The 19,506-nt window shown below is 65.7% G+C and carries 17 protein-coding genes; 7 read left to right on the top strand and 10 right to left on the bottom strand.

Going from position 1 to position 19,506, the window contains the following annotated elements:
• The first annotated feature begins 236 nt into the window (after nucleotides 1–236).
• Nucleotides 237–869 carry a 2-hydroxychromene-2-carboxylate isomerase gene (locus tag HHL14_RS05430; protein WP_169496545.1) on the top strand — a complete coding sequence of 211 codons (633 nt, stop codon included), beginning with the start codon at nucleotides 237–239 and terminating at the stop codon, nucleotides 867–869.
• Between the two features lie 117 nt (nucleotides 870–986).
• Here the strand turns inward: HHL14_RS05430 and HHL14_RS05425 are convergent, their stop codons facing one another.
• Nucleotides 987–1,241, bottom strand: a complete 255-nt coding sequence (locus HHL14_RS05425; protein WP_169496544.1) for a DUF2866 domain-containing protein — start codon at nucleotides 1,239–1,241, stop codon at nucleotides 987–989.
• A 352-nt stretch (nucleotides 1,242–1,593) separates the two neighbouring features.
• Nucleotides 1,594–3,330, bottom strand: coding sequence for a peptidoglycan D,D-transpeptidase FtsI family protein (locus HHL14_RS05420; protein WP_169496543.1), 1,737 nt, complete (start codon nucleotides 3,328–3,330; stop codon nucleotides 1,594–1,596).
• A gap of 679 nt (nucleotides 3,331–4,009) precedes the next feature.
• Here HHL14_RS05420 and HHL14_RS05415 point away from each other — a divergent pair.
• Together HHL14_RS05415 and HHL14_RS05410 are read left to right on the top strand one after the other, a co-directional pair.
• Nucleotides 4,010–4,375, top strand: a complete 366-nt coding sequence (locus tag HHL14_RS05415) for an NlpC/P60 family protein (protein ID WP_169496542.1) — start codon at nucleotides 4,010–4,012, stop codon at nucleotides 4,373–4,375.
• Nucleotides 4,376–4,381: 6 nt separating this feature from the next.
• Nucleotides 4,382–4,855 (top strand): DUF3828 domain-containing protein, encoded by a 474-nt coding sequence (locus HHL14_RS05410; RefSeq protein WP_169496541.1) that lies wholly within the window; start codon nucleotides 4,382–4,384, stop codon nucleotides 4,853–4,855.
• A gap of 108 nt (nucleotides 4,856–4,963) precedes the next feature.
• Here the strand turns inward: HHL14_RS05410 and HHL14_RS05405 are convergent, their stop codons facing one another.
• On the bottom strand, nucleotides 4,964–6,505 hold the full coding sequence (locus tag HHL14_RS05405) for a methyl-accepting chemotaxis protein (RefSeq protein ID WP_169496540.1): 1,542 nt from the start codon (nucleotides 6,503–6,505) through the stop codon (nucleotides 4,964–4,966).
• A 627-nt stretch (nucleotides 6,506–7,132) separates the two neighbouring features.
• On the opposite strand from HHL14_RS05405, the gene aepX reads away from it, so the two are divergent.
• Genes aepX through HHL14_RS05390 form a run of 3 tightly spaced genes read left to right on the top strand, consistent with a single transcriptional unit; the run spans nucleotide 7,133 to nucleotide 11,104 of the window.
• Nucleotides 7,133–8,854 carry a phosphoenolpyruvate mutase gene (gene aepX, locus HHL14_RS05400; protein ID WP_169496539.1) on the top strand — a complete coding sequence of 574 codons (1,722 nt, stop codon included), beginning with the start codon at nucleotides 7,133–7,135 and terminating at the stop codon, nucleotides 8,852–8,854.
• Nucleotides 8,851–10,014: a phosphonopyruvate decarboxylase gene (gene aepY, locus HHL14_RS05395; protein WP_169496538.1), complete on the top strand. Its 1,164-nt coding sequence runs from the start codon at nucleotides 8,851–8,853 to the stop codon at nucleotides 10,012–10,014. The genes aepX and aepY overlap by 4 nt, the downstream gene beginning before the upstream one ends.
• A 22-nt stretch (nucleotides 10,015–10,036) precedes the next feature.
• Nucleotides 10,037–11,104 carry a 2-aminoethylphosphonate aminotransferase gene (locus tag HHL14_RS05390; RefSeq protein ID WP_169496537.1) on the top strand — a complete coding sequence of 356 codons (1,068 nt, stop codon included), beginning with the start codon at nucleotides 10,037–10,039 and terminating at the stop codon, nucleotides 11,102–11,104.
• Nucleotides 11,105–11,283: 179 nt separating this feature from the next.
• Here the strand turns inward: HHL14_RS05390 and HHL14_RS05385 are convergent, their stop codons facing one another.
• Together HHL14_RS05385 and HHL14_RS05380 are read right to left on the bottom strand one after the other, a co-directional pair.
• Nucleotides 11,284–11,436, bottom strand: coding sequence for a hypothetical protein (locus HHL14_RS05385; RefSeq protein WP_169496536.1), 153 nt, complete (start codon nucleotides 11,434–11,436; stop codon nucleotides 11,284–11,286).
• A 134-nt stretch (nucleotides 11,437–11,570) separates the two neighbouring features.
• Nucleotides 11,571–12,287: a PIG-L family deacetylase gene (locus HHL14_RS05380; RefSeq protein WP_169496535.1), complete on the bottom strand. Its 717-nt coding sequence runs from the start codon at nucleotides 12,285–12,287 to the stop codon at nucleotides 11,571–11,573.
• A gap of 275 nt (nucleotides 12,288–12,562) precedes the next feature.
• Here HHL14_RS05380 and HHL14_RS05375 point away from each other — a divergent pair, with 275 nt between their 5' ends.
• The gene (locus tag HHL14_RS05375) at nucleotides 12,563–12,706 is read left to right on the top strand and encodes a hypothetical protein (protein ID WP_206002210.1); all 144 of its coding nucleotides are present in this window, start codon (nucleotides 12,563–12,565) and stop codon (nucleotides 12,704–12,706) included.
• Here the strand turns inward: HHL14_RS05375 and HHL14_RS05370 are convergent.
• The 5 genes from HHL14_RS05370 to HHL14_RS05350 form a co-directional block, all read right to left on the bottom strand.
• A complete protein-coding gene (locus HHL14_RS05370; protein WP_169496534.1) occupies nucleotides 12,675–14,381 on the bottom strand; it encodes a uracil-DNA glycosylase family protein in 1,707 nt (568 codons plus the stop codon). The genes HHL14_RS05375 and HHL14_RS05370 overlap by 32 nt on opposite strands.
• A gap of 63 nt (nucleotides 14,382–14,444) precedes the next feature.
• Nucleotides 14,445–15,038: a nucleotidyltransferase family protein gene (locus HHL14_RS05365; protein ID WP_169496533.1), complete on the bottom strand. Its 594-nt coding sequence runs from the start codon at nucleotides 15,036–15,038 to the stop codon at nucleotides 14,445–14,447.
• Nucleotides 15,039–15,314: 276 nt separating this feature from the next.
• The gene (locus HHL14_RS05360; RefSeq protein WP_169496532.1) at nucleotides 15,315–17,537 is read right to left on the bottom strand and encodes a xanthine dehydrogenase family protein molybdopterin-binding subunit; all 2,223 of its coding nucleotides are present in this window, start codon (nucleotides 17,535–17,537) and stop codon (nucleotides 15,315–15,317) included.
• Nucleotides 17,534–18,535, bottom strand: coding sequence for an FAD binding domain-containing protein (locus HHL14_RS05355; RefSeq protein WP_169496531.1), 1,002 nt, complete (start codon nucleotides 18,533–18,535; stop codon nucleotides 17,534–17,536). Before HHL14_RS05355 ends, HHL14_RS05360 begins: the two co-directional genes overlap by 4 nt.
• A 10-nt stretch (nucleotides 18,536–18,545) precedes the next feature.
• The gene (locus HHL14_RS05350) at nucleotides 18,546–19,325 is read right to left on the bottom strand and encodes a 2Fe-2S iron-sulfur cluster-binding protein (RefSeq protein ID WP_407945261.1); all 780 of its coding nucleotides are present in this window, start codon (nucleotides 19,323–19,325) and stop codon (nucleotides 18,546–18,548) included.
• Nucleotides 19,326–19,506: the final 181 nt, after the last annotated feature.

Below are 19,506 nucleotides of genomic sequence, written 5' to 3'. Positions count from 1 at the left end.
GCAAGCAGGATCAGCGACGAAACGACGATGATGAAAAGACAGGTCGCGGTGAGCATGTCGTACGGATAATTCATGGCGTAGCTGTCAAACCGGTGAGGCGGAAAGGGCCATCATAGGCAGAAGCGCTTGATGCGATTGTTAAGCATTGCAAGATAGCGCTGCACCGACACCAACGGACATGCGTGAATACCAGCCTGCGAGCGGCCTCACACCTCGCACCCGATTCGGAGACGGCCATGAATGACGACGCACTTCCCCCTGCGCGCGCAATCGAGTTCTGGTTCGATTTCGGCAGCAACTACAGCTATCTGAGCATGATGCGCATCGAAGCGTTGGCAACGGCGCGCAACGTGCGGATCGTCTGGCGTCCGTTTCTGCTGGGGCCGGTGTTTCGTCAACTCGGGTTCGAGAACTCGCCGTTCGTATTGCAGAAGGAAAAAGGCGCGTACGTGTGGAAGGATATGGAGCGCCAATGCCGCAAATACGGCGTTGCGCTCACGCGGCCGAGCACGTTTCCGCGCGCGGCGCTGCTTGCGTTGCGCGTCGCGTTGTACGGGGCGAACGAGCCGTGGATCGGCGCTTATTGCCGCAAGATCATGCAACTGAATTTCGCCGACGATCGCGAGATCGGTTTGCCCGAAGTCGTCAGCGAAGCGCTCGGCTCGCTCGATCTACCCGCGCAGCATATTATCGAGACCGCGCAGAGCGATGCGAACAAGCTGCATTTGCGCGAGCAGACCGAAGCGGCCATCAGACGAGGAATATTCGGTGCGCCGACGTTTTTCGTCGGCGATGAGATGTTCTGGGGTAACGACAGGCTGGACGATGCGTTGGACTACTGCGAGGCGATGTCACGGCGCGATCGATGAAGCAATTGATGCCGCGATTGATGCCGTGATTAACGTGGCATAGGCGAGGCACGAAGAAGCCCGAATAAAAGGCCGCGATAAAAAAGCCGCGCGGATCGCGCGCGGCGGTTGTCCCGCTCAGTCGGCCGACTGGCAGAAGCGGCGGCCCGGCACGTGAGAGGCCATGGCCTGAGCAATTTCGAGTGGGGTACTTTCGGCGGGAACGACGCGGCGGCTCGATTCGGGCGTGTGCTTCATCGTCCATTCGACGAGCCGGTAAGAGCGGCCCCAGGGCGGTTGCAGCGGATCGGAGACCTTGCAGGAATGAATCTGGCGAACCCATTCATGGCCGGGCATCGTACGCAGGTGTTCGAATACCATCTCTTCAACCATGATTTGCCTCCTTCTTCTTCTCGGGCGCGTGACCCGCTTCCGGCGCGTTTTTGACATCCCCCTCAAGAAAAAGCGCCGCCGATGTTCTGGCGGCTCAACAGGGGATGAGCCACATAGTTGCAGGGAACAATTAAGCGAAACTTAAGAAGCGCCATGATTGCGCAAACGGATGTCAATACGTGTAAGCGAGTGCAAGCGAATGCAAGCGCGAGCGCCGACAGGCGCGTGCACGGGTCGGTCCGGGCATCGGTAGAGTTGTTGGGAGTCGTGGCCGTGCGTGCAATCCGCGTGTTACGTCTTTGCCTTGTCTCCACGCGTTACATTCTCGCCGTCCACCCAGCCGCTCATCCCCTCAAACTCCCGCCGCATCCGGCGGCACCCCCAGCAACTGCAACGCGCCGCCCATCACGCCGCTGAACACCGGTCCCGCGACCGTGCCGCCATAGAACGCCTTGCCGGCCGGGTCGTCGATCATCACGGCGACGATCAGGCGCGGATCGCTCATCGGCGCCATGCCGACGAACAGCGCGCGATAGCGGTTCTTTGCGTAGGTCGCGCCGATCTGCTTGCGCGCGGTGCCGGTCTTGCCGCCGACCCGATAACCTTCCACCGCCGCCGCGCGTCCCGTGCCGCCCGTGCCGGTGGCCATCTCCAGCATGTTGCGGATCGCGCGCGCGGTCGCGGGTCGAGTGACCGGCTCGCTGCGCGCGCTCAAGTCCGTGGTGTCGTCGTCGAGCGGGGTGCGCAGCAGGCTTACGCGCTGCATCGCGCCGTCGCCCGCATAGGCGGTGTAGACCTGCGCGATCTGCAGCAGCGACACCGACAAGCCGTAGCCGTACGCCATCGTCGCCTGTTCGATCGGACGCCAGCGCTTGTACGGCCGCACCTTGCCGGCGGCTACGCCGGGGAAGGTCAGCTCGGGCTTGGTGCCGAGTCCGTATTGCTGATACTTGGTCCAGATCGTTTCGGCCGGGAGGTTCAGCGCGAGCTTGGCGAGCGCGATGTTGCTCGACTTCTGCACGGCTTCCGCGACCGTCATCGCACCGTGGTTCGAGGTGTCGTGAATCACGGCCGGGCCGATCCGATACCAGCCGGGCGCGGTATCGATGATGCTCTGCGGCCGCACCTTGCCTTCGTCGATCGACAGCGCGACGACGAGCGGCTTGATCGTCGACCCGGGCTCGAACGTGTCGATCACCGCGCGATTGCGCAATTGCCGCCCGCTCAGGCGCGTGCGGTTGTTCGGATCGAAGCTCGGATAGTTGGCGAGCGCGAGAATCTCGCCGTTGCGCGCATCGAGCACGACCACGCTGCCGGCCTCCGCGCGATGCTGTGCGATCGCGGTTTTGAGCTGCGCGTACGCGAGTTGCTGGATGCGGCGGTCGATGGTCAGCTGGATCGTATCGCCGTTGCGCGCGGGCACGAGTGGGCGCGTTTCCGAGACCACCCGGCCGAGCCGGTCGCGGATCACTTCGCGCTGGCCCGGCACGCCCAGCAACTGCTCGTTGGCGGCGAGTTCGATGCCTTCCTGGCCGTTGTCCTCGATGTCGGTGAAGCCGACCACGTGCGCGGCCGATTCGCCTTCCGGATAAAAGCGCTTCGAATCGGCGATCTGCGTGATGCCGGTCAGGCCGAGGCGCGACAGTTGCGCGGCGGTGTCGGCGTCGACCTGGCGCTTGAGCAGCACGAAGCTGCGCTCGCCGCTCAGGCGCCGGCGCAACTCCGCGGGCGGCAGATCGAGCAGCTTCGCGAGCGGCGCGATCGTGCTGTCTTCGACCAGCTTCGGCGTTGCCCAGATTTCGTAGGTCGCGAGACTGACCGCCAGCATGGAACCGTTGCGATCGACGATCCGCCCGCGCGTCGCGTCGAGTTCGAGGACGCGCTGATAGCGCTTCTGCCCCTGGTCGACATAGAAGTCCTGATTGACGATCTGCACCCAGAACGCGCGCGCCGCGAGCGCGGCGAACGCGGCGAACACGACCAGCACGATGAATTTCGAGCGCCACGCGGGTAGACGCGCGGCGAGCAGCGGATTCTTCGCGGCTGGGGCGTACGGATCGTGCGATGGCGTTTTTTTCTGGCGGATCATGGGCGCGGCTGGCGGACGTGGTGACGTGGTGGACGTGACGGGACACGGTTCTCGCCCGACCGGGGCCGCTGTGGCGGCGAAGGCGCGGCGGCCCGGCCGAACGGCAGTGGCCGCGTGCGCGGGCCGGATGCGTTGGGCAGGCCGGCGAGCCGGCGGACAGCGAGGACCGTTGCCGGCTAATTGTAAATAAAACGTAATACAAACGCGAGGATTGTGAAAGAACTGTGGTTTGAGGTGCCGCAAGGCGCAGCGAATAGCCAACAAAATACCTAATAAAAAGCCGCGCGGATTTGCAAAATCCGCGCGGCTGGCTCGTCCGATTGATGCGTCGACTCCGACGCGGCGTGTTGAAGAGGCGCTCCCAGCCTGTGGAGCGCCTTCTTTTTTACGTATGCCGGGTTTGTGTACGGCTCAGCGCAGCCATCGAAACGGTTCGCTCGGGTAATGGAGCGGGGTATCGAACAGGTCAATCGAGCGGCCGGCGAAAGTTCGGAAGTCGAAGCGTGCGGAATTATTGCGGCGAGTAAAAAAGGGGAATGTGCATTTCGCTTATCCCGAATAACAAGGATATGCGAAAACGATTATATGCAAAAACAATAGCGTGGAGAATTGTCAAGATTTTAAGGAGATGCGTATTTTAACTATTACTATATGTCCATCTATTCGAGGGCATATCATCATGCAGTGGAACAAAACAGAAGCAGTTCGCTATCTTCAGGCACACGCTCGCCTTTCAAGTGACTCAAAATGTGCGACCTATGTGCGAATGGCAATCGAGCACGGCGGCATCAGACTGATGCGGACCAGGGCGGCGCAAGACTACGGAACATCGTTGATTTACGCCGGGTTTTACGAGGTTTCAGGCTCCGATATACAGGCGGGCGACGTAGTGATTATTCAGGCAACCCCCAATCATGGTTTTGGCCATATGGCAATGTACGACGGCCAAATCTGGATTTCCGATTTCAGGCAGTTACACGGTTTCTATCCGGGTCGGGACTATCGTAATGCACGACCGCCCTACAAAATCTATCGTCATGACTAGGCGCATATGAGCCGTCCAAATTTTGTCACTTTCTTCTCTATCATCACTGCTTTGCTGATCGTAATGTTCGCGCCGTTATCGGTTGCGAATTCGGCGGACAGACATGCTACGCCCGAAGCAACAGCAAAGGATTTTTACGGTTGGTATATCAAACGCAATATCGGAATCGACAATTTTCCACTTTTGGAAAATCAGATATACCAATACGTCTCGAAAAAGACCGTCGATAGATTGCGAAGGGAATACAGTCACAACGACTTTGCCGAAGACGCCGATTACTTCACCAACGTGCAAGACTACGCAGACGACGACTGGCTGCCACAAAATATCGTTGCGCGTCCTGCCCTGTTCGTCGATGGTCTCGCGATTGTTGCGGTCACATTCGGCTCACGGGAGAAGAAGACGAACATCGCGTTTTTGCGCAAGTTCGATGGCGTCTGGAAAATCACCAAGGTCGTGAACACCCTCGACTATCAGTAACCAATACCTGATGGCATGGGGGAATGCCCCCTGTTGTTCGCCTCGCCCGATTGACGGGCGAGGCTTGTTTCCTACCTACACCGAGCGCGCATAAGGCTCAGCGCACCCTCAAGCCGGCAACGCGAAACTCGCAATCGCGTCGCGCAACACCCCGACCTGGTCCTTCAGCGAATGCGCGGCCGCCGCGGCTTCCTCGACCAGCGCCGCGTTCTGCTGCGTGACCTGATCCATTTCGCCGACCGCGCGATTGACCTGCTCGATGCCGGCGCTCTGTTCGCGCGACGCGTGGCTGATCTCCTCGAGAATTTCGTTCACACGCCGCACCGACTGCACGATCTCGCCCATCGTCGCGCCCGCGTTGGCGACCAGCGAGGCGCCGGTCTCGACGGTATCGGTGGAGGTTTCGATCAGCGCCTTGATTTCCTTGGCCGCCGTCGCCGAGCGCTGCGCGAGGCTACGCACCTCGGCGGCGACCACCGCGAAGCCACGTCCCTGTTCGCCCGCGCGGGCCGCCTCGACGGCCGCGTTGAGCGCGAGGATGTTGGTCTGGAACGCAATGCCATCGATCACGCCGATGATGTCGCCGATCTGCCGCGAGCTTGCGGTGATCTCGCCCATCGTGCGCACCACGTCGTCGACTACGCGGCTGCCGCGCGTCGCGACGTTCGCGGCGTCGTGCGCGAGTTGCGCGGCCTGCGTCGCGCTGTCGGCGTTCTGCTTCACGTTGACCGTCATCTGGTCCATGCTCGACGCGGTTTGCACGAGCGCCGCCGCCTGCTCCTCGGTGCGTTGCGACAGGTCGGTATTGCCGGCGGCGATTTCGCTCGCGCCGACGTTGATGTTCTCGGTGCCCTGGCGCACCCGCGAGACCGTGTCGACGAGCCCCGCCTGCATCGTGCGTAGCGCATGCAGCAGGCTGCTGGTGTCGTGCGGCGCGAGGTGCACGTGCGCCGCCAGATTGCCTTGCGCCATCACGCGCGCATGTTCGACGGCCACTTCGAGATCGCCACCGAGCGAGCGGCGGATGCTGCGCAGCACGAGCAGCATCACGACCGTGGCGAGCGCGCCGAGCGCGACCGTGATCGCGAGCCAGCGCAGCAGGTTGCGATAGAACGCGCTCTGCACGTCGTCCATGTACATGCCGGTGACGAGATACCAGTCCCACGGCGCGAAGCGCATCGAGTAGCTGGTTTTCGCGACCGGCTTTTCGCTGCCCGGTTTCGCCCACAGATAATCGACGAAGCCGCCGCCGTCGTGATTGCCCGCGTTGACGATATCGACGAACAGGTGATTGCCGTCCGGGTCGGTGAATTGCGCGAGGTTCTTGCCGATCATCTCGGTCTTGAACGGATGCATCAGCATGACCGGCTGCGAGTCGTTGATCGAGATGTAGCCGTCCTTGCCGTAGCGCATCGCGGCGAGCGTCGCGAGCGCCTGTTTTTTCGCGTCTTCTTCGGAGAGCGCGTGCTGTTGCGCGAGCGCGTAATAGCGTCCGACGACGTGATTTGCCTGGTCGATCAGCGAGCGCAGCTGTTCGCGGCGGTCCGAGATCATCGACGTGCGGTTTTGCCACGCGCCGAAGCCGCCGATCAGGATCAGGCCGGCCCACAACACGGCGATCATCGAGGCCAGTTTTCGGTTCAGAGTCATAGCGATAGGAATGGCTTTTAGCCACGGGTCCAGGGGGATTGCGGACGGATTGCCGCTCACTGTGTTAACGGCGCGTCGCGGTATGAATACAGGCAGGGGAAACCCGTTGTTTTATGCGTCTATTCGTCTGATTAATAAGCGATTTATCGGCTGTTTTATAAGGCGCGCGAGAAGGCGCGAAAGCGGCTGATCAAAAGGCTTTTCCGATTCGGATCTCGAAATTGCGGATGAGCCGGCGAGATTGCCGCTAAAACCGGATGATTAAAAAAATGTGGATGGCGATAAGCGGTAAAAACGCTGAATAAAAAGCCGGTCGCTGAAACCCCCGGCGCCATCCCCGGCGCTATCCCCGTCCGGCAAGGCTCGCATCAAGATCCCACAAAACGCCAACTAAAACGCCAACCCAATGCCAACCCCTCCGCCCACTCGGCTCCCGGCCCATGCGCCATCCCGATAAATGACAATCAATGCAAAAAACGACACATTTTTCCACTTAAGCGCAACTCTCAAAAACCGCCGGCCGTTTCAACGGCTTGTCATAAAGAATTCCGCTATAGTCGCCCTTTTCCCGTCGCAGCCGGGCACAGAAAAACGCCAATAAGCCCGCCACCAGGAGTAGCGAAAAAGATGAATGCACGCGAACCCGCCTTCGTTTCCCAATCCCGTAGCGCACGTCTGCGCCAGATGCTCGTCAGCAACGAACTCGAATTCATGATGGAAGCGCACAACGGCCTGTCCGCGCGGATCGTGCGCGAAGCCGGCTTCAAGGCGATCTGGGGCTCGGGCCTCGCGATCTCCGCGCAATTCGGCGTGCGCGACAACAACGAGGCGAGCTGGACCCAGGTGGTCGACACGCTCGAATTCATGGCCGACGCGAGCGATCTGCCGATCCTGCTCGACGGCGACACCGGTTACGGCAACTTCAACAACGTGCGCCGCCTCGTGCGCAAGCTCGAACAGCGCGGCATCGCCGGCGTGTGTATCGAGGACAAGCAGTTTCCGAAGACCAACAGCTTCATCAACGGCGAAGCGCAACCGCTCGCCGACATGGACGAATTCTGCGGCAAGATCAAGGCCGGCAAGGACTCGCAAACCGACGAGAATTTCTCGATCGTCGCGCGCGTCGAGGCGCTGATCGCCGGCTGGGGGATGGACGAAGCGCTGCGTCGCGCGGAAGCGTATCGCCGTGCCGGCGCGGACGCGATCCTGATTCACAGCAAGCTGTCGCGTCCCGATGAAATTCTCGAATTCGCGCGCGAATGGGCCGGCCGCGGTCCGCTCGTGATTGTGCCGACCAAGTACTACAGCACGCCGACCGAAGTGTTCCGCGAAGCGGGTATCAGCACGGTGATCTGGGCGAACCATCTGATCCGCGCGGCGACCTCGGCGATGCAGGCGGTCGCGAAGGAAATCCACACGAGCGAAACGCTGGTGAACGTCGAAGACAGCATCGCCGCGGTCAACGAAATTTTCCGTCTGCAGGACGCCGACGAATATTCGGAAGCGGAAGACCGCTATCTGTCGAGCGGCCGCGCGGCCGGCTCGGCGGTGGTGCTCGCCGCGAGCCGCGGCAAGGGCCTCGAAGCGGTCACCGAAGACCGTCCGAAGGTGATGCTGCCAATCGCCGGCAAGCCGCTGCTGCGTTGGCTCGTCGATGCGTTCAAGAAGCAGGGCGTCAACGACATCACCGTGGTCGGCGGCTATCGCGCCGATGCGATCGACACCGCCGGCATCCGCCTCGTCGTCAACGAGCAGCATGCGCAGACCGGCGAACTCGCGTCGCTCGCGTGCGCGCTGGACAAACTCACCGGCGACACCGTGATCTCGTACGGCGACCTCCTGTTCCGCAGCTACATCCTGCGCGATCTGGTCGAGAGCGAGGCCGAGTTCAGCGTGGTCGTCGATTCGTCGCTGACCGATACGGAAAACGCCAGCGTGCGCGATTTCGCGTGGTGCTCGGCCGCCGACGACCGCGGTCTGTTCGGCACCAAGGTCGTGCTGAGGCACGTCGCGAGCAGCGAGGAGCAGTCGTCGGCGTTCGCGGCCCAGGCGCCGCACGGCCGCTGGATGGGACTCCTGAACGTGCGCGGCGCGGGCCGTGAGCGTTTGCAGGCCGTGATGCACGAACTGCAGGCACGCGACGATTTCGCGTCGCTCGACATGCCCGCGCTGCTCAACGCGCTGATCGCGGCGGGCGAATCGATCGAAGTGCAATACGTGCACGGCCACTGGCGCGGCGTCAACGATCTCGACGACTTCCGCCGCGCGGGCGATTTCGCGCACGCGCAGGCACCGTTCGCGACGGCCGTCGGCGTCGACGGCAACGCCGCGCACGGAGGCGCGCAATGATCGAAGCCGCACAGTTCGTCGAGGCGGCGCGCGAGCGCGGTTTCGACTGGTATGCGGGCGTGCCGTGCTCGTATCTGACGCCGTTCATCAACTACGTGCTGCAGGACGATTCGCTGCACTACGTGTCGGCGGCCAACGAGGGCGACGCAGTCGCGCTGATCGCGGGCGTCACGCTTGGTGCGCGCAACGGCCGGCGCGGCATCACGATGATGCAGAACTCGGGGCTCGGCAACGCGGTGAGCCCGCTGACGTCGCTGACGTGGACGTTCCGTCTGCCGCAACTGCTGATCGTCACCTGGCGCGGTCAGCCCGGCGTCGCCGATGAGCCGCAGCATGCGCTGATGGGGCCGATCACGCCGGCGATGCTCGACACGATGGAAATTCCGTGGGAGACCTTCCCGACCGAGGCCGACGCGATCGGCCCGGCGCTCGATCGCGCGACCGCGCACATGGACGCGACCGGCCGGCCATACGCGCTGGTGATGCAGAAGGGCAGCGTCGCGCCGTACGAATTGAAGGACGGCGGCGCGCCCGCGCGCAAGACGCCGGTTGCGCCGCGCGCCGAATTCCGCGGCGTCGCGGCGGACCAGCTGGCGACGCGCTACGACGCGCTGCAAAAGGTGATTGCGCATACGCCGCTCGACTCGACGGTGGTGCTCGCGTCGACCGGCTTTTGCGGCCGTGAACTCTATGCGATCGACGATCGCGCGAACCAGCTGTACATGGTCGGCTCGATGGGTTGCGTGACGCCGTTCGCGCTCGGTCTCGCGCTCGCGCGTCCGGACCTGCGGGTGGTCGCGCTCGACGGCGACGGCGCCGCGCTGATGCGCATGGGCGTGTTCGCGACGCTCGGCGCGTACGGTCCGTCGAATCTCACGCACGTGCTGCTCGACAACGGCGCGCACGACTCGACCGGCGGTCAGGCGACGGTGTCGTCGCAGGTGTCGTTCGCGGGCGTGGCGGCCGCGTGCGGTTATGCGTCGGCGGTGGAAAGCGACGATCCGGCCGTGCTCGACGCGTTGTTCGCGGCAGCGCCGCTGAATGGTCCCCGCTTCGCACGCCTGACGATCCGCCGCGGCACGCCGGACGGCCTGCCGCGTCCGACCATCACGCCGCCCGATGTGAAGACGCGCCTGATGCGCCACATCGGCGCGCTCTGAACTCACTGCTAAAGGAATGTCGATGCTGCTGCTCAACCCCGGTCCGGTGACGCTCACCGAACGCGTCCGCAACAGCCTGTTGCAGACGGACCTGTGCCATCGCGAGAGCGAGTTTTTCGATCTGCAGGAAGAAGCGCGCACGCGTCTCGTCGGCGTGTACGGGCTCGATCCGAACGAATGGCAGGCGGTGCTGATGACCGGTTCGGGCACGGCCGCCGTCGAAAGCATGACGGCCGCGCTGGTGCCGCAGAACGGCAAGCTGCTGGTGGTCGAAAACGGCGTGTACGGCGAGCGCATCGCGCAGATCGCGACGCAATACGGGATCGCGCACGAAACGCTGAAGCATGCGTGGATGGATGCGCCCGATCTCGCGCAGATCGCCGCGCGTCTGGACGCCGACAAGTCGTTCACGCACGTCGCGGTGATCCATCACGAGACGACCACCGGGCGCCTGAACGACATCGCGGCGCTCGGCGCGCTGTGCCGCGCGCGCGGCTTGCGTCTGCTGGTGGACGGCGTGAGCAGCTTCGGTGCCGAGACGATCGATTTCACCGACGCGAGCCTCGACGCGGTCGCGGCGACCGCCAACAAGTGCCTGCACGGCGTGCCGGGCGCGTCGTTCGTGCTGGTGCGGCGCGCGGCGCTCGCGCAGGCGGCGAGCCGCACCTACTACCTCGATCTCGGCCGGCTCGCGCGGCTGCAGGATCAGCGCAATACGCCGTTCACGCCGTCGGTGCATGCGTATTACGCGCTCGTCGAGGCGCTGCGCGAACTCGCCGACGAGGGCGGCTGGCGCGCACGGCATGCGCGCTATGCGGCGCTCGCCGAGCAGGTGCGCGCGGGGCTGGCCGAGCGCGGCGTCGGCAGTGTGTTGCCGGCGGAGCAGTCGTCGGTGGTGCTGCGTGCGTATCGCTTGCCGAACGGCATTGCGTATCCGCAACTGCACGATGCACTGAAGGCGCGCGGCTTCGTGATCTATGCGGGGCAGGGCGGGTTGTCGGCGGAACTGTTCCGCATTTCGACGATGGGCAATCTTCACGCGGCCGATATGGATCGGCTGCTGGAAGGCTTTAGCGAATTGATGCGCTGAGCGGGGTGGCGTGGGGCGGTGGGTGCTGCCTCAGCGCCGCCTGAGTTGCTGCAAAGCTTCGGCGCGGCGCTGCATCGACCTCCTGAACATCCCGGCCGCCACCAATCGTGCGCAGCTCGTCGCTCACCGCCCGCCGTTCACGCGAGCGGCCTGAGCGACCCGAGCAATCAACCTTGCGCTCACACCGGATCCTTATCCGGCGGTCCGTCGGGCCGCTGCGGTTCCTCGACGTGATGACCCGGCGCCGGTGGCACGAGCGGATCGGCTTCCGGATCGCGATTCGGATCGGCGTTCGGGTCGGGAATCGGGCTGGTGTGCATGTCGTAGCTCATTGCGTCACCTTTGCGGTTTGAAATGCGCGCCTGCGGCGTCGGCCGGCGAACCGGATCGCCGATGAACGAGCGGGGTTCAGCGCCCGCGCCGGCCATTTTCTTCAAGCGTAGGCGTTCGCCACGCTTCCTGCTTCCTACTTTTTTGCGCTTTTCGCGTGGCGTCGGCCGACGCTCAACTGCCAGTAGCGCTCGGTCGCGAACACGTCGTCGTAATTGCCGACGCCGAACGCGCGCAACTGGCTCGCATACGCGTTGACCGCTTCGCGCTTGAGCTGCGTGCGGCGCTGCGCGTCGATTGTATGGCCGATGCTCGGCGTGGCCGGCGTCGCGACGATGCCGCGTTGCGCGAGATCGGCAAGTCGCGCCTGGACCACGCCCGGCGTGCAGCGGTGGATCGCTTCCTCGTAGCCGAACCAGTTCAGATGCGTGAGCCGCGGCAGGATTTCGCAGCACGCTTCGAACACGCGCGCATGGTCCTCGTGATGCAGGCCGAGCGGCATCAGCAGCGTGTTGGCGGTGGTGCGGTAGATGGTTTCCTCGAGCGCGGCCGCCATCTGGCTGATCGACGGCGAATCGGCGTACTGGCTGTCGCGAAACGGCATGCGCAGCGGAATCGCGTCGAGCAGTTCGAGTGCGCGGTTGTCCTCGATCGTGCGTTCGTGAATCGCCTCGTGCGCGTTCGTGAAACCGGAGCGTTGGTCCCAGTCGGTATGCATATCGTGTTCGGGCGGCGCGGCGAACACCGTGCAGACCGCGGCGTCGGGATGCGCGGCGAGCAATGCGCCGCAACTGAAGACGGCGTCGTCGAAGTGGGGCGAGACGATGAACAGGCGTGGGCTGGTTTCGCTCATGGGGCGTGCGGTGGGTTCGGGGCGCCTTGCAGACGGGCTGCGGACGTGCGGCGAGCGTGCGCGCAAAAAACGCGGCGTCACACCAGCTTAGGCGGAATCGTCGCGGATTGCGCGGTTGTCGGCTGCGCAAGCGGTGTGCCCGGCGAGGTGTTTTTTTGCCGCTGTGCCCGCGTTGCGCCGAAAGCTGGCGGCGTGTGTCATTCCCGCGCCGGGATGGTCCTGGCTGTCCTCGCTCGTGAGGCGCATGCGAGCGGCGCGCTCGTGATGGCGCGCTCGTGATGGTGCTCGACGGCTACATGATCGCGCCCGGCCAGTTTCCGACCCTGTGGCCGTCGAGCCGGCAGATGTCGTCGAAGCGGCGCGTGTTCGTCGGCGTGTTCGTCGATTTCATGTGCACGCCTCTGTTTCAGGCGCCGTGACACGCGCGGCCAGTTGCGCCGCCCGCCCGAACGCCGCCGCGATGTTGGCGACGATGTTTTCACGCAGCCGCGCATCGGCGGTGCGCAGCGCATACGACGGATGCCAGGTCGGCACGATCAGCCGCCCGCGATGCGCGATCGTCAGCCCGAGGTATTCGGACAGGTTGACGTGCGCGCCGGTCAGCGCCTTCAGCGCGGTGGGCCCGAGCGCGACGACGACGCGCGGCGCGACCTCGCTCAACTCCCGTTCGAGCCAGTACTCGCATGCCTCGACCTCGCTGCGCACCGGCGTGCGATGCACGCGCTGCTGGCCGCTCCGTTGCAAACCGGTCAGCTCCCACTTGTAATGCTTGACCGCATAGGTCAGATACAGCGCCGCGCGAGAGAGGCCGGCGCGCGCGAGCACCGCGTCGAGCAGTTCGCCGACCGCGCCGCCGAACGGTTCGCCGTGCTGGTTCTCGTATTCGCCGGGTTGCTCGCCGAGCACCATGATCGCGGCATCGACGGGGCCGCTGCCCGCGACGGCCTGCTTCGCGTTGCGCCACAGCCCGCAGCGTCGGCAGGTGGCGAGCGCGCCGCTCGGCTCCTCGAACGGCGGCGTGAGTGCCGATACTTCGACGGGCGGCGCCTTCGGCACGCTGACGGCCGCGCACTGTGCGCCGACGCGAGTGCGTTCGCGCGCGAGATGCGCGGGCAGCGGCGGACCGGCGGCCGGCATGCGCCAGTAGCGCAGCGGCACCGGCGTCGCGCGACCGTTGACGGCGTCCGCGTACCAGGCGAGCCACAGCGCCTCGCCCGGCTCGCGGGTGATGGCTTCGCCGGGCATCGCGCTCGCGGGCAGCGTGCAGGCGGCCTCGATGCGTTCTTCCGCGGCCGGGCGGCCGATGCGCAGCAGCATGCCGTTCCAGAACGCCGCGCCGCGTGGGGTCGCGAGCATCCACGTGGAGTCGCCCATGCCATGGACGAAGCGCCGCGCCGCGCGCTCCAGCAGATCATGATGCGGCTCGTCCCAACCGACGAACTCCGGTGGCCCCATCGACGGATCGCGCCGTCGGAACAGCGTGCGCAACACGACACTGGCGGTTTCCTGCTCGATCGCGTCGACGCGTTGCGCGAGTTGCGCGCCGTCGGGGTCGGCCGGGTCGACGACCGCGCGCTCGCCGCGCGTCCAGCGCCACAGGATGCGATAGAGCAGTGCCCAGCGATCGTCCGCGCGGAAGCAGGCGGCCGCTTTCAGGTGGGCGAGCAGTTCGCGGGGGATCGCGGGGGTGGGGTGGGTGCTTGGGTTGGCTGGATTGCTCGGATTGCTCGGATTGCTCGGATTGCTCGGATTGCTCGGATTGCTCGGATTGGCGGGGTTGGCGGGGTTGGCTAGGCTGGTTGGGTTGCCCGGTTCGGTCGAAGCTGCTTGGGTTGTCTCGGCAGCTCGCACGGCTTCACCGGAATGGGGGGCGAGGCCTAGGCCTGGTGCGATAGGGATCTCGGCGGCGAGGCCTTGCTCCGGCGTGATAGAGGTACCGGCGGCGAGGCCCGGCGCGACAACAGGGACGCTGACGCCGGCGGCCGGTTCGATTTCAACCCATTCAACCGACTCCGGCTCGACACCTTCGCACAACGCCTCGCGCGCCGCGCGGCGCCAGGCGGCGAAAGTAGGTTCGATCGGGATACGCTTCATGACGGCAAAAATACTGTATGGATATACAGTATGCGCGCAACGAGAGATGGGGGCAAGCGGCCGCTAAATCCTCCGCAAATCCTCCGGCGTATCGATATCCCGCAAAATCCCCGCATCGTCGACGTCGATGCGCGTCAGCGTCTGCGTCGTCAGCAGCGCTTTGGCGCCGGTGTCGCCGTCGAGCGCGAGCAGCGCGTCGCGATGCCCGGCGCCGAAGCCGACCGGATGGCCGCGCTGGCCGTCGTAGAACGGCGCGACGAGCGGTGCGCCGCCGTCGAGCGCGCGGGCCACGGCTTCGATCGTCGGAATCGCGATGCGCGGCATGTCGGCGAGCGCGACGATCCAGCCGTCGGCGTCGTCCTCGTCGCTGGCCGCGATGGCCGCCGCGAGACTCGCGCCCATCCCGCGCCCGGCGCTCGCCGCGAACACCACGTCGCAGCCGGCGTCGTTCAGCACGCGGGCCAGCGCGTCGGAGCCGGGGCGCACCACCGCGAGCACCCGCGTGACGACCCGCAACAGCCGATGCGCGGCCTCATGCGCGACCGGCGTGCCGTCGGGCAGACGCGCGAGCAGCTTGTTGTGCAGCCCGTCGGGATCGAAGCGCGAACCGACGCCGGCGGCGAGCAGAACGCCAGTGGCGAGCGAGGCATAGGCCATCGGCGGATACCGGAAGAGGGAAATGAGACCGATTGTGCGGCGCAACGGGGGGCGAGGCAAGCGCGAATGCGGGCGGCGCGGGAGGCGGTCGCCGTATGCTTCTCATGCACCGCACACCGCACACCGCACACCCGCATGTCTCGCGCGTCCGCATTCCCGCACCGGCCCCATACGCTCACATGCCCCGCATGGTCCATACAGCACCCCCCCGCCCGGTGGCAGTGTCGAGCCCGCAGATAGGTAACAGGTAACGACGGGCCACATCCCCCGCCACCCTCAAACCCGCTCCACCCCCATCACCTTATCCAGCGTAATCGGCAGATCTCGCACCCGCACGCCGGTCGCGTGATACACCGCGTTGGCGATCGCCGCCACCACGCCCGTGATGCCGATCTCGCCGATGCCGCGCACGCCGAGCGAGTTGATATGCGGATCGGGGCGGTCGATGAAGGTGATGTCGAGCGCGCCGATGTCCGCATTCACCGGCACGTGATACTCGGCGAGATTCGCGTTGGTGAAGCGCCCGTAGCGCGTATCGAGCGTGCTTTCCTCCTGCAGCGCCGCGCCGATGCCCCACACGAGGCCGCCGATCATCTGGCTGTGCGCGGTCTTCGCGTTGAGCACGCGCCCGACGTCGTAGACCGCGACCACGCGCGGCACGCGAATCGTGCCGAGCTCGGCATCGACGTGCACCTCGACGAAGATCGCGCCGAACGAGTGAAACGAGTACTGCTGCTTTTCGTCGCCGGGTTTGGCGGTAGCGCTCGCCTCGATCGGCTTGCCGCCCGCGCGCGCGATGATCGCCGCGGCCGGATCGCGTTTGCCGGGCTGCGAGCGGCTCACGACCCAGCCGTTCGCGACGGTGATGTCGTCGAGCGCGAGGCCGTGCACGGGCGAGCCGGGATCGGCCAGCGCCAGCGCGATCAGCTGGCTGCGCGCCTGGCTCGCCGCGTCGCGCACCGCCGGCGACACGCTCGCCGCCGACTGCGAGCCGCCCGAGCCCGGCGCACGCGGCAGCGTCGAATCGCCGAGCGCGAAATGGATGTTCTCGGGCGCGAAGCCGAGCGCATCGGCGGCGACCTGGGTCATCACCGTGTAGGTGCCGGTGCCGAGGTCCTGGGTGCCCGATGCGACCATCGCGGTGCCGTCCGGCAGGATCCGCGCGAGCGCCGACGCTTCGTTGCGGTTGGCCGGATAGGTCGCGGTCGCCATGCCCATGCCGATCAGCGTGTTGCCGTCGCGCATCGAACGCGGCGCGAGCGGGCGACGCGACCAGCCGAGTTTCTCGGCGCCGATCTGGTAGCACTCGCGCAGCGACTTGCCGGACCACGGCTTGTGCTCCTGCGGATCGCTGTCCGCATAGTTCTTCAGACGCAGCGCGAGCGGGTCCATCTTCAGCGCGACCGCGAGTTCGTCCATCGCCGATTCGAGCGCGAACGAGCCGGTGGTTTCGCCGGGCGCGCGCATAAAGGTCGGCGTGCCGAGGTTCAACTGCACGAGCCGGTGCGTGGTGATCTGGTTCGGCACCGCGTACAGCATGCGCGTGACCATGCAGCAGGTCTCGGTCCAGTCCTCGATCATCGAGGTGTTCGAGATGCTGTCGTGACGCATCGCGGTCAGCGTGCCGTCGTGCCGCGCGGCGATCACGAAGTGCTGCTCCGTGCGCGGGCGCGCGCCGACCGGGCCGAACATCTGCGGCCGTTCCAGCGCGAGCCGCACCGGCCGGCCGGTTTGCCGCGCGGCCATCGCGCACAGCGACACATGCGACCACGACGAGCCCTTGCAGCCGAAGCCGCCGCCGATCAGCGGCGAGATCACGCGCACGTCGCTGGCCGACATGCCGAAGGTCTTCGCGACCGCCTGCGCGGCGCCGCTCACGCCCTGGGTCGAATCGTAGAGCGTCAGTTGCGGGCCGTCCCACACCGCCATCGTCGCGTGCGGCTCCATCGGGTTGTGGTGCTCGATCGGCGTCGTGTAGGTGGCGTCGATATGCACGGTGCCGGCGCGCATGCCGTCCTCGAAACTGCCGCGCTGCGTGTCGGTCTGACGGCCCTGCGGTTTGTCCGGCGCATGCGCGTGCGCCTTCGCCTGCTCGAAGTCGAGCGCGGCCGCGCCCGGCTGATAGACGATGCGCAACTGGCGCGCGGCATCGGTCGCATGTTCGAGCGTATCGGCGACCACCACCGCGACCGGCTCGTTGCTGTAATGCACTTCGTTGTCCTGCAGAAGCGTCAGGCGCCGGCCGGCGGGCGGCGCGAGCGTCGGCTTGCCGCCGTTCGGCAGACGCGGTGCGTTCTGGTAGGTCATCACCAGCAGCACGCCGGGCAATGCCTCGGCGCGGCTGCGATCGATCGAGGCGATCCGGCCGCTCGCAATCGTGCTGGTCACGAGGACCGCGTGCGCGAGTCGCGCGGCGGGGAATTCGGCCGCATAGCGGGCGTCGCCGGTCACCTTCAGCAGGCCGTCGACGCGATCGAGCGGCTGTCCGATCAGATTCATGCGACACCTCCCGCGTTGCCGGCGGCCTGGTTGACTGCACGCACGATCGCGCGTTGCGCGAGCTGCACCTTGAAAGCGTTGTCGCGGCGCGGCTGTGCGCCGCTCAATGCGGCCGCCGCCGCGCTTCTGAGCGTGGCCTGGGTGAGCGGTTGGCCGCTCAGCAACTGCTCCGCGCCGCTCGCGCGCCACGGCTTGTGCGCGACGCCGCCGAGCGCGATGCGCGCGCTTTGCACGCGTTCGCCGTCCATCTGCAACGCGGCCGCCACCGACACCAGCGCAAACGCGTAACTGGCGCGATCCCGCACCTTCAGATAGTGCGAATGCGCGCTGAAAAGCGGCGGCGGCAGATCGACCGCGGTGATCAGCTCGCCGGGCTGCAGCGTGGTGTCGAGGTCGGGCCGCTCGCCGGGCAGCCGATGAAACTCGCCGAACGCGATCACGCGCTCGCCGCCGGGACCGCTGACGCGCACGAGCGCATCGAGCGCGGCCAGCGCCACGCTCATGTCCGACGGATTGACCGCGATGCATTGCGGGCTCGCGCCGAGAATCGCGTGCATGCGGTTGTGGCCGTCGAGCGCCGCGCAGCCGCTGCCGGGCGCGCGCTTGTTGCATTGCGTGAAAGCGGTGTCGTAGAAGTAGCCGCAGCGCGTGCGTTGCAGCAGATTGCCGCCGACTGTCGCCATGTTGCGCAACTGCGCGGACGCGCCCGCGAGCAACGCCTGCGACAGCAGCGGATACTGCTCGCGCACCAGCGCGTGATTGGCGGCGTCGCTATTGCGCACCAGTGCGCCGATGCGGATGCCGCCGCCAGGCAGGCTCGCGATCGAGTCGAGTCCGCCGATGTGCGTGATGTCGATGAGCCGCACCGGTCGCGCGACGCCGCCCTTCATCAGATCGAGCAGATTGGTGCCGCCGCCGATAAACACCGCTCCCGGTTGTTGTGCGGCGCGCACGGCGCTCGCGATATCGCCGGCGCGTTCGTAGGAGATCGCATCCATTTCGGTCTCCTTACGCGTTGCCGTGCGCGGCGCGCACCGCGGCGACGATGTTCGCGTACGCGCCGCAGCGACAGATATTGCCGCTCATGCGCTCGCGGATTTCGTCGTCGGTGAGGGCGGTGGGGCGTGTGCGTACGTCGGCGCTGACGGTGCTCGCCGTGCCGTTGCGGAATTCGTCGAGCAGCGCGGTCGCCGAGCACAACTGGCCCGGCGTACAGTAGCCGCACTGGAACGCATCGTGTTCGATGAACGCGCGCTGCACCGGGCTCAGCATGCCGGTGCTCGACGCGAGTCCTTCGACGGTCGTGATGTTCTCGCCTTCGTGCATCACCGCGAGCGTGAGACACGAGTTGATGCGGCGGCCGTCGGCAAGCACGGTGCACGCGCCGCACTGGCCGCGATCGCAGCCCTTCTTCGTGCCCATCAGACCCGCGTATTCGCGTAACGCGTCGAGCAGCGTCACGCGTGCTTCGAGTTGCAGCGTGTATGCGCGACCGTTCACGTTCAGCGTGACCGGTCGCGGCGGCACCGGAGGATTGCTTGGCAGCGGCGGCGCGGCGGGGGCTTCGGTTTGCGCGCGCAGATGCGGTGCGGCACCGATCGTCGCGGCTGCCGCGGCCGATTGCAGGAAGCGACGGCGCGACAGTTGCGAAGGGGGGGCGGCGGACGCGTCGGGGTGGTCGTGGGGTGAGTCGTTGGCCGACTGGTTGGGCGGCATGTTGGGCGATGCGTCGCTCGATCCGCAAGCGGTGGCGTCGCCCGAATCCTGACATTCGGTATGCGTGGACATGACGGTCTGTTGACTCCATTGAAAGGTCAATGCAGGCTGACGACGCGTGGGATTCAACGCATCGCGTCGAAACACAAGGTGCAGCAAGTTCAGTGCCGTTGCAGATACAACGGTATGAAAAACTTCGTGCTAGCGCAAAGCCGATCTGCGCAATAAACGCGGGCTAATATGCGCAATGAAA

The sequence above is a fragment of the Paraburkholderia antibiotica genome, assembly GCF_012927125.1.
GTDB classification, from domain to species: domain Bacteria; phylum Pseudomonadota; class Gammaproteobacteria; order Burkholderiales; family Burkholderiaceae; genus Paraburkholderia; species Paraburkholderia antibiotica.
The sequence above is the reverse complement of the archived record's forward strand: the minus strand, read 5'-3'. Positions and strand labels throughout refer to the sequence as shown.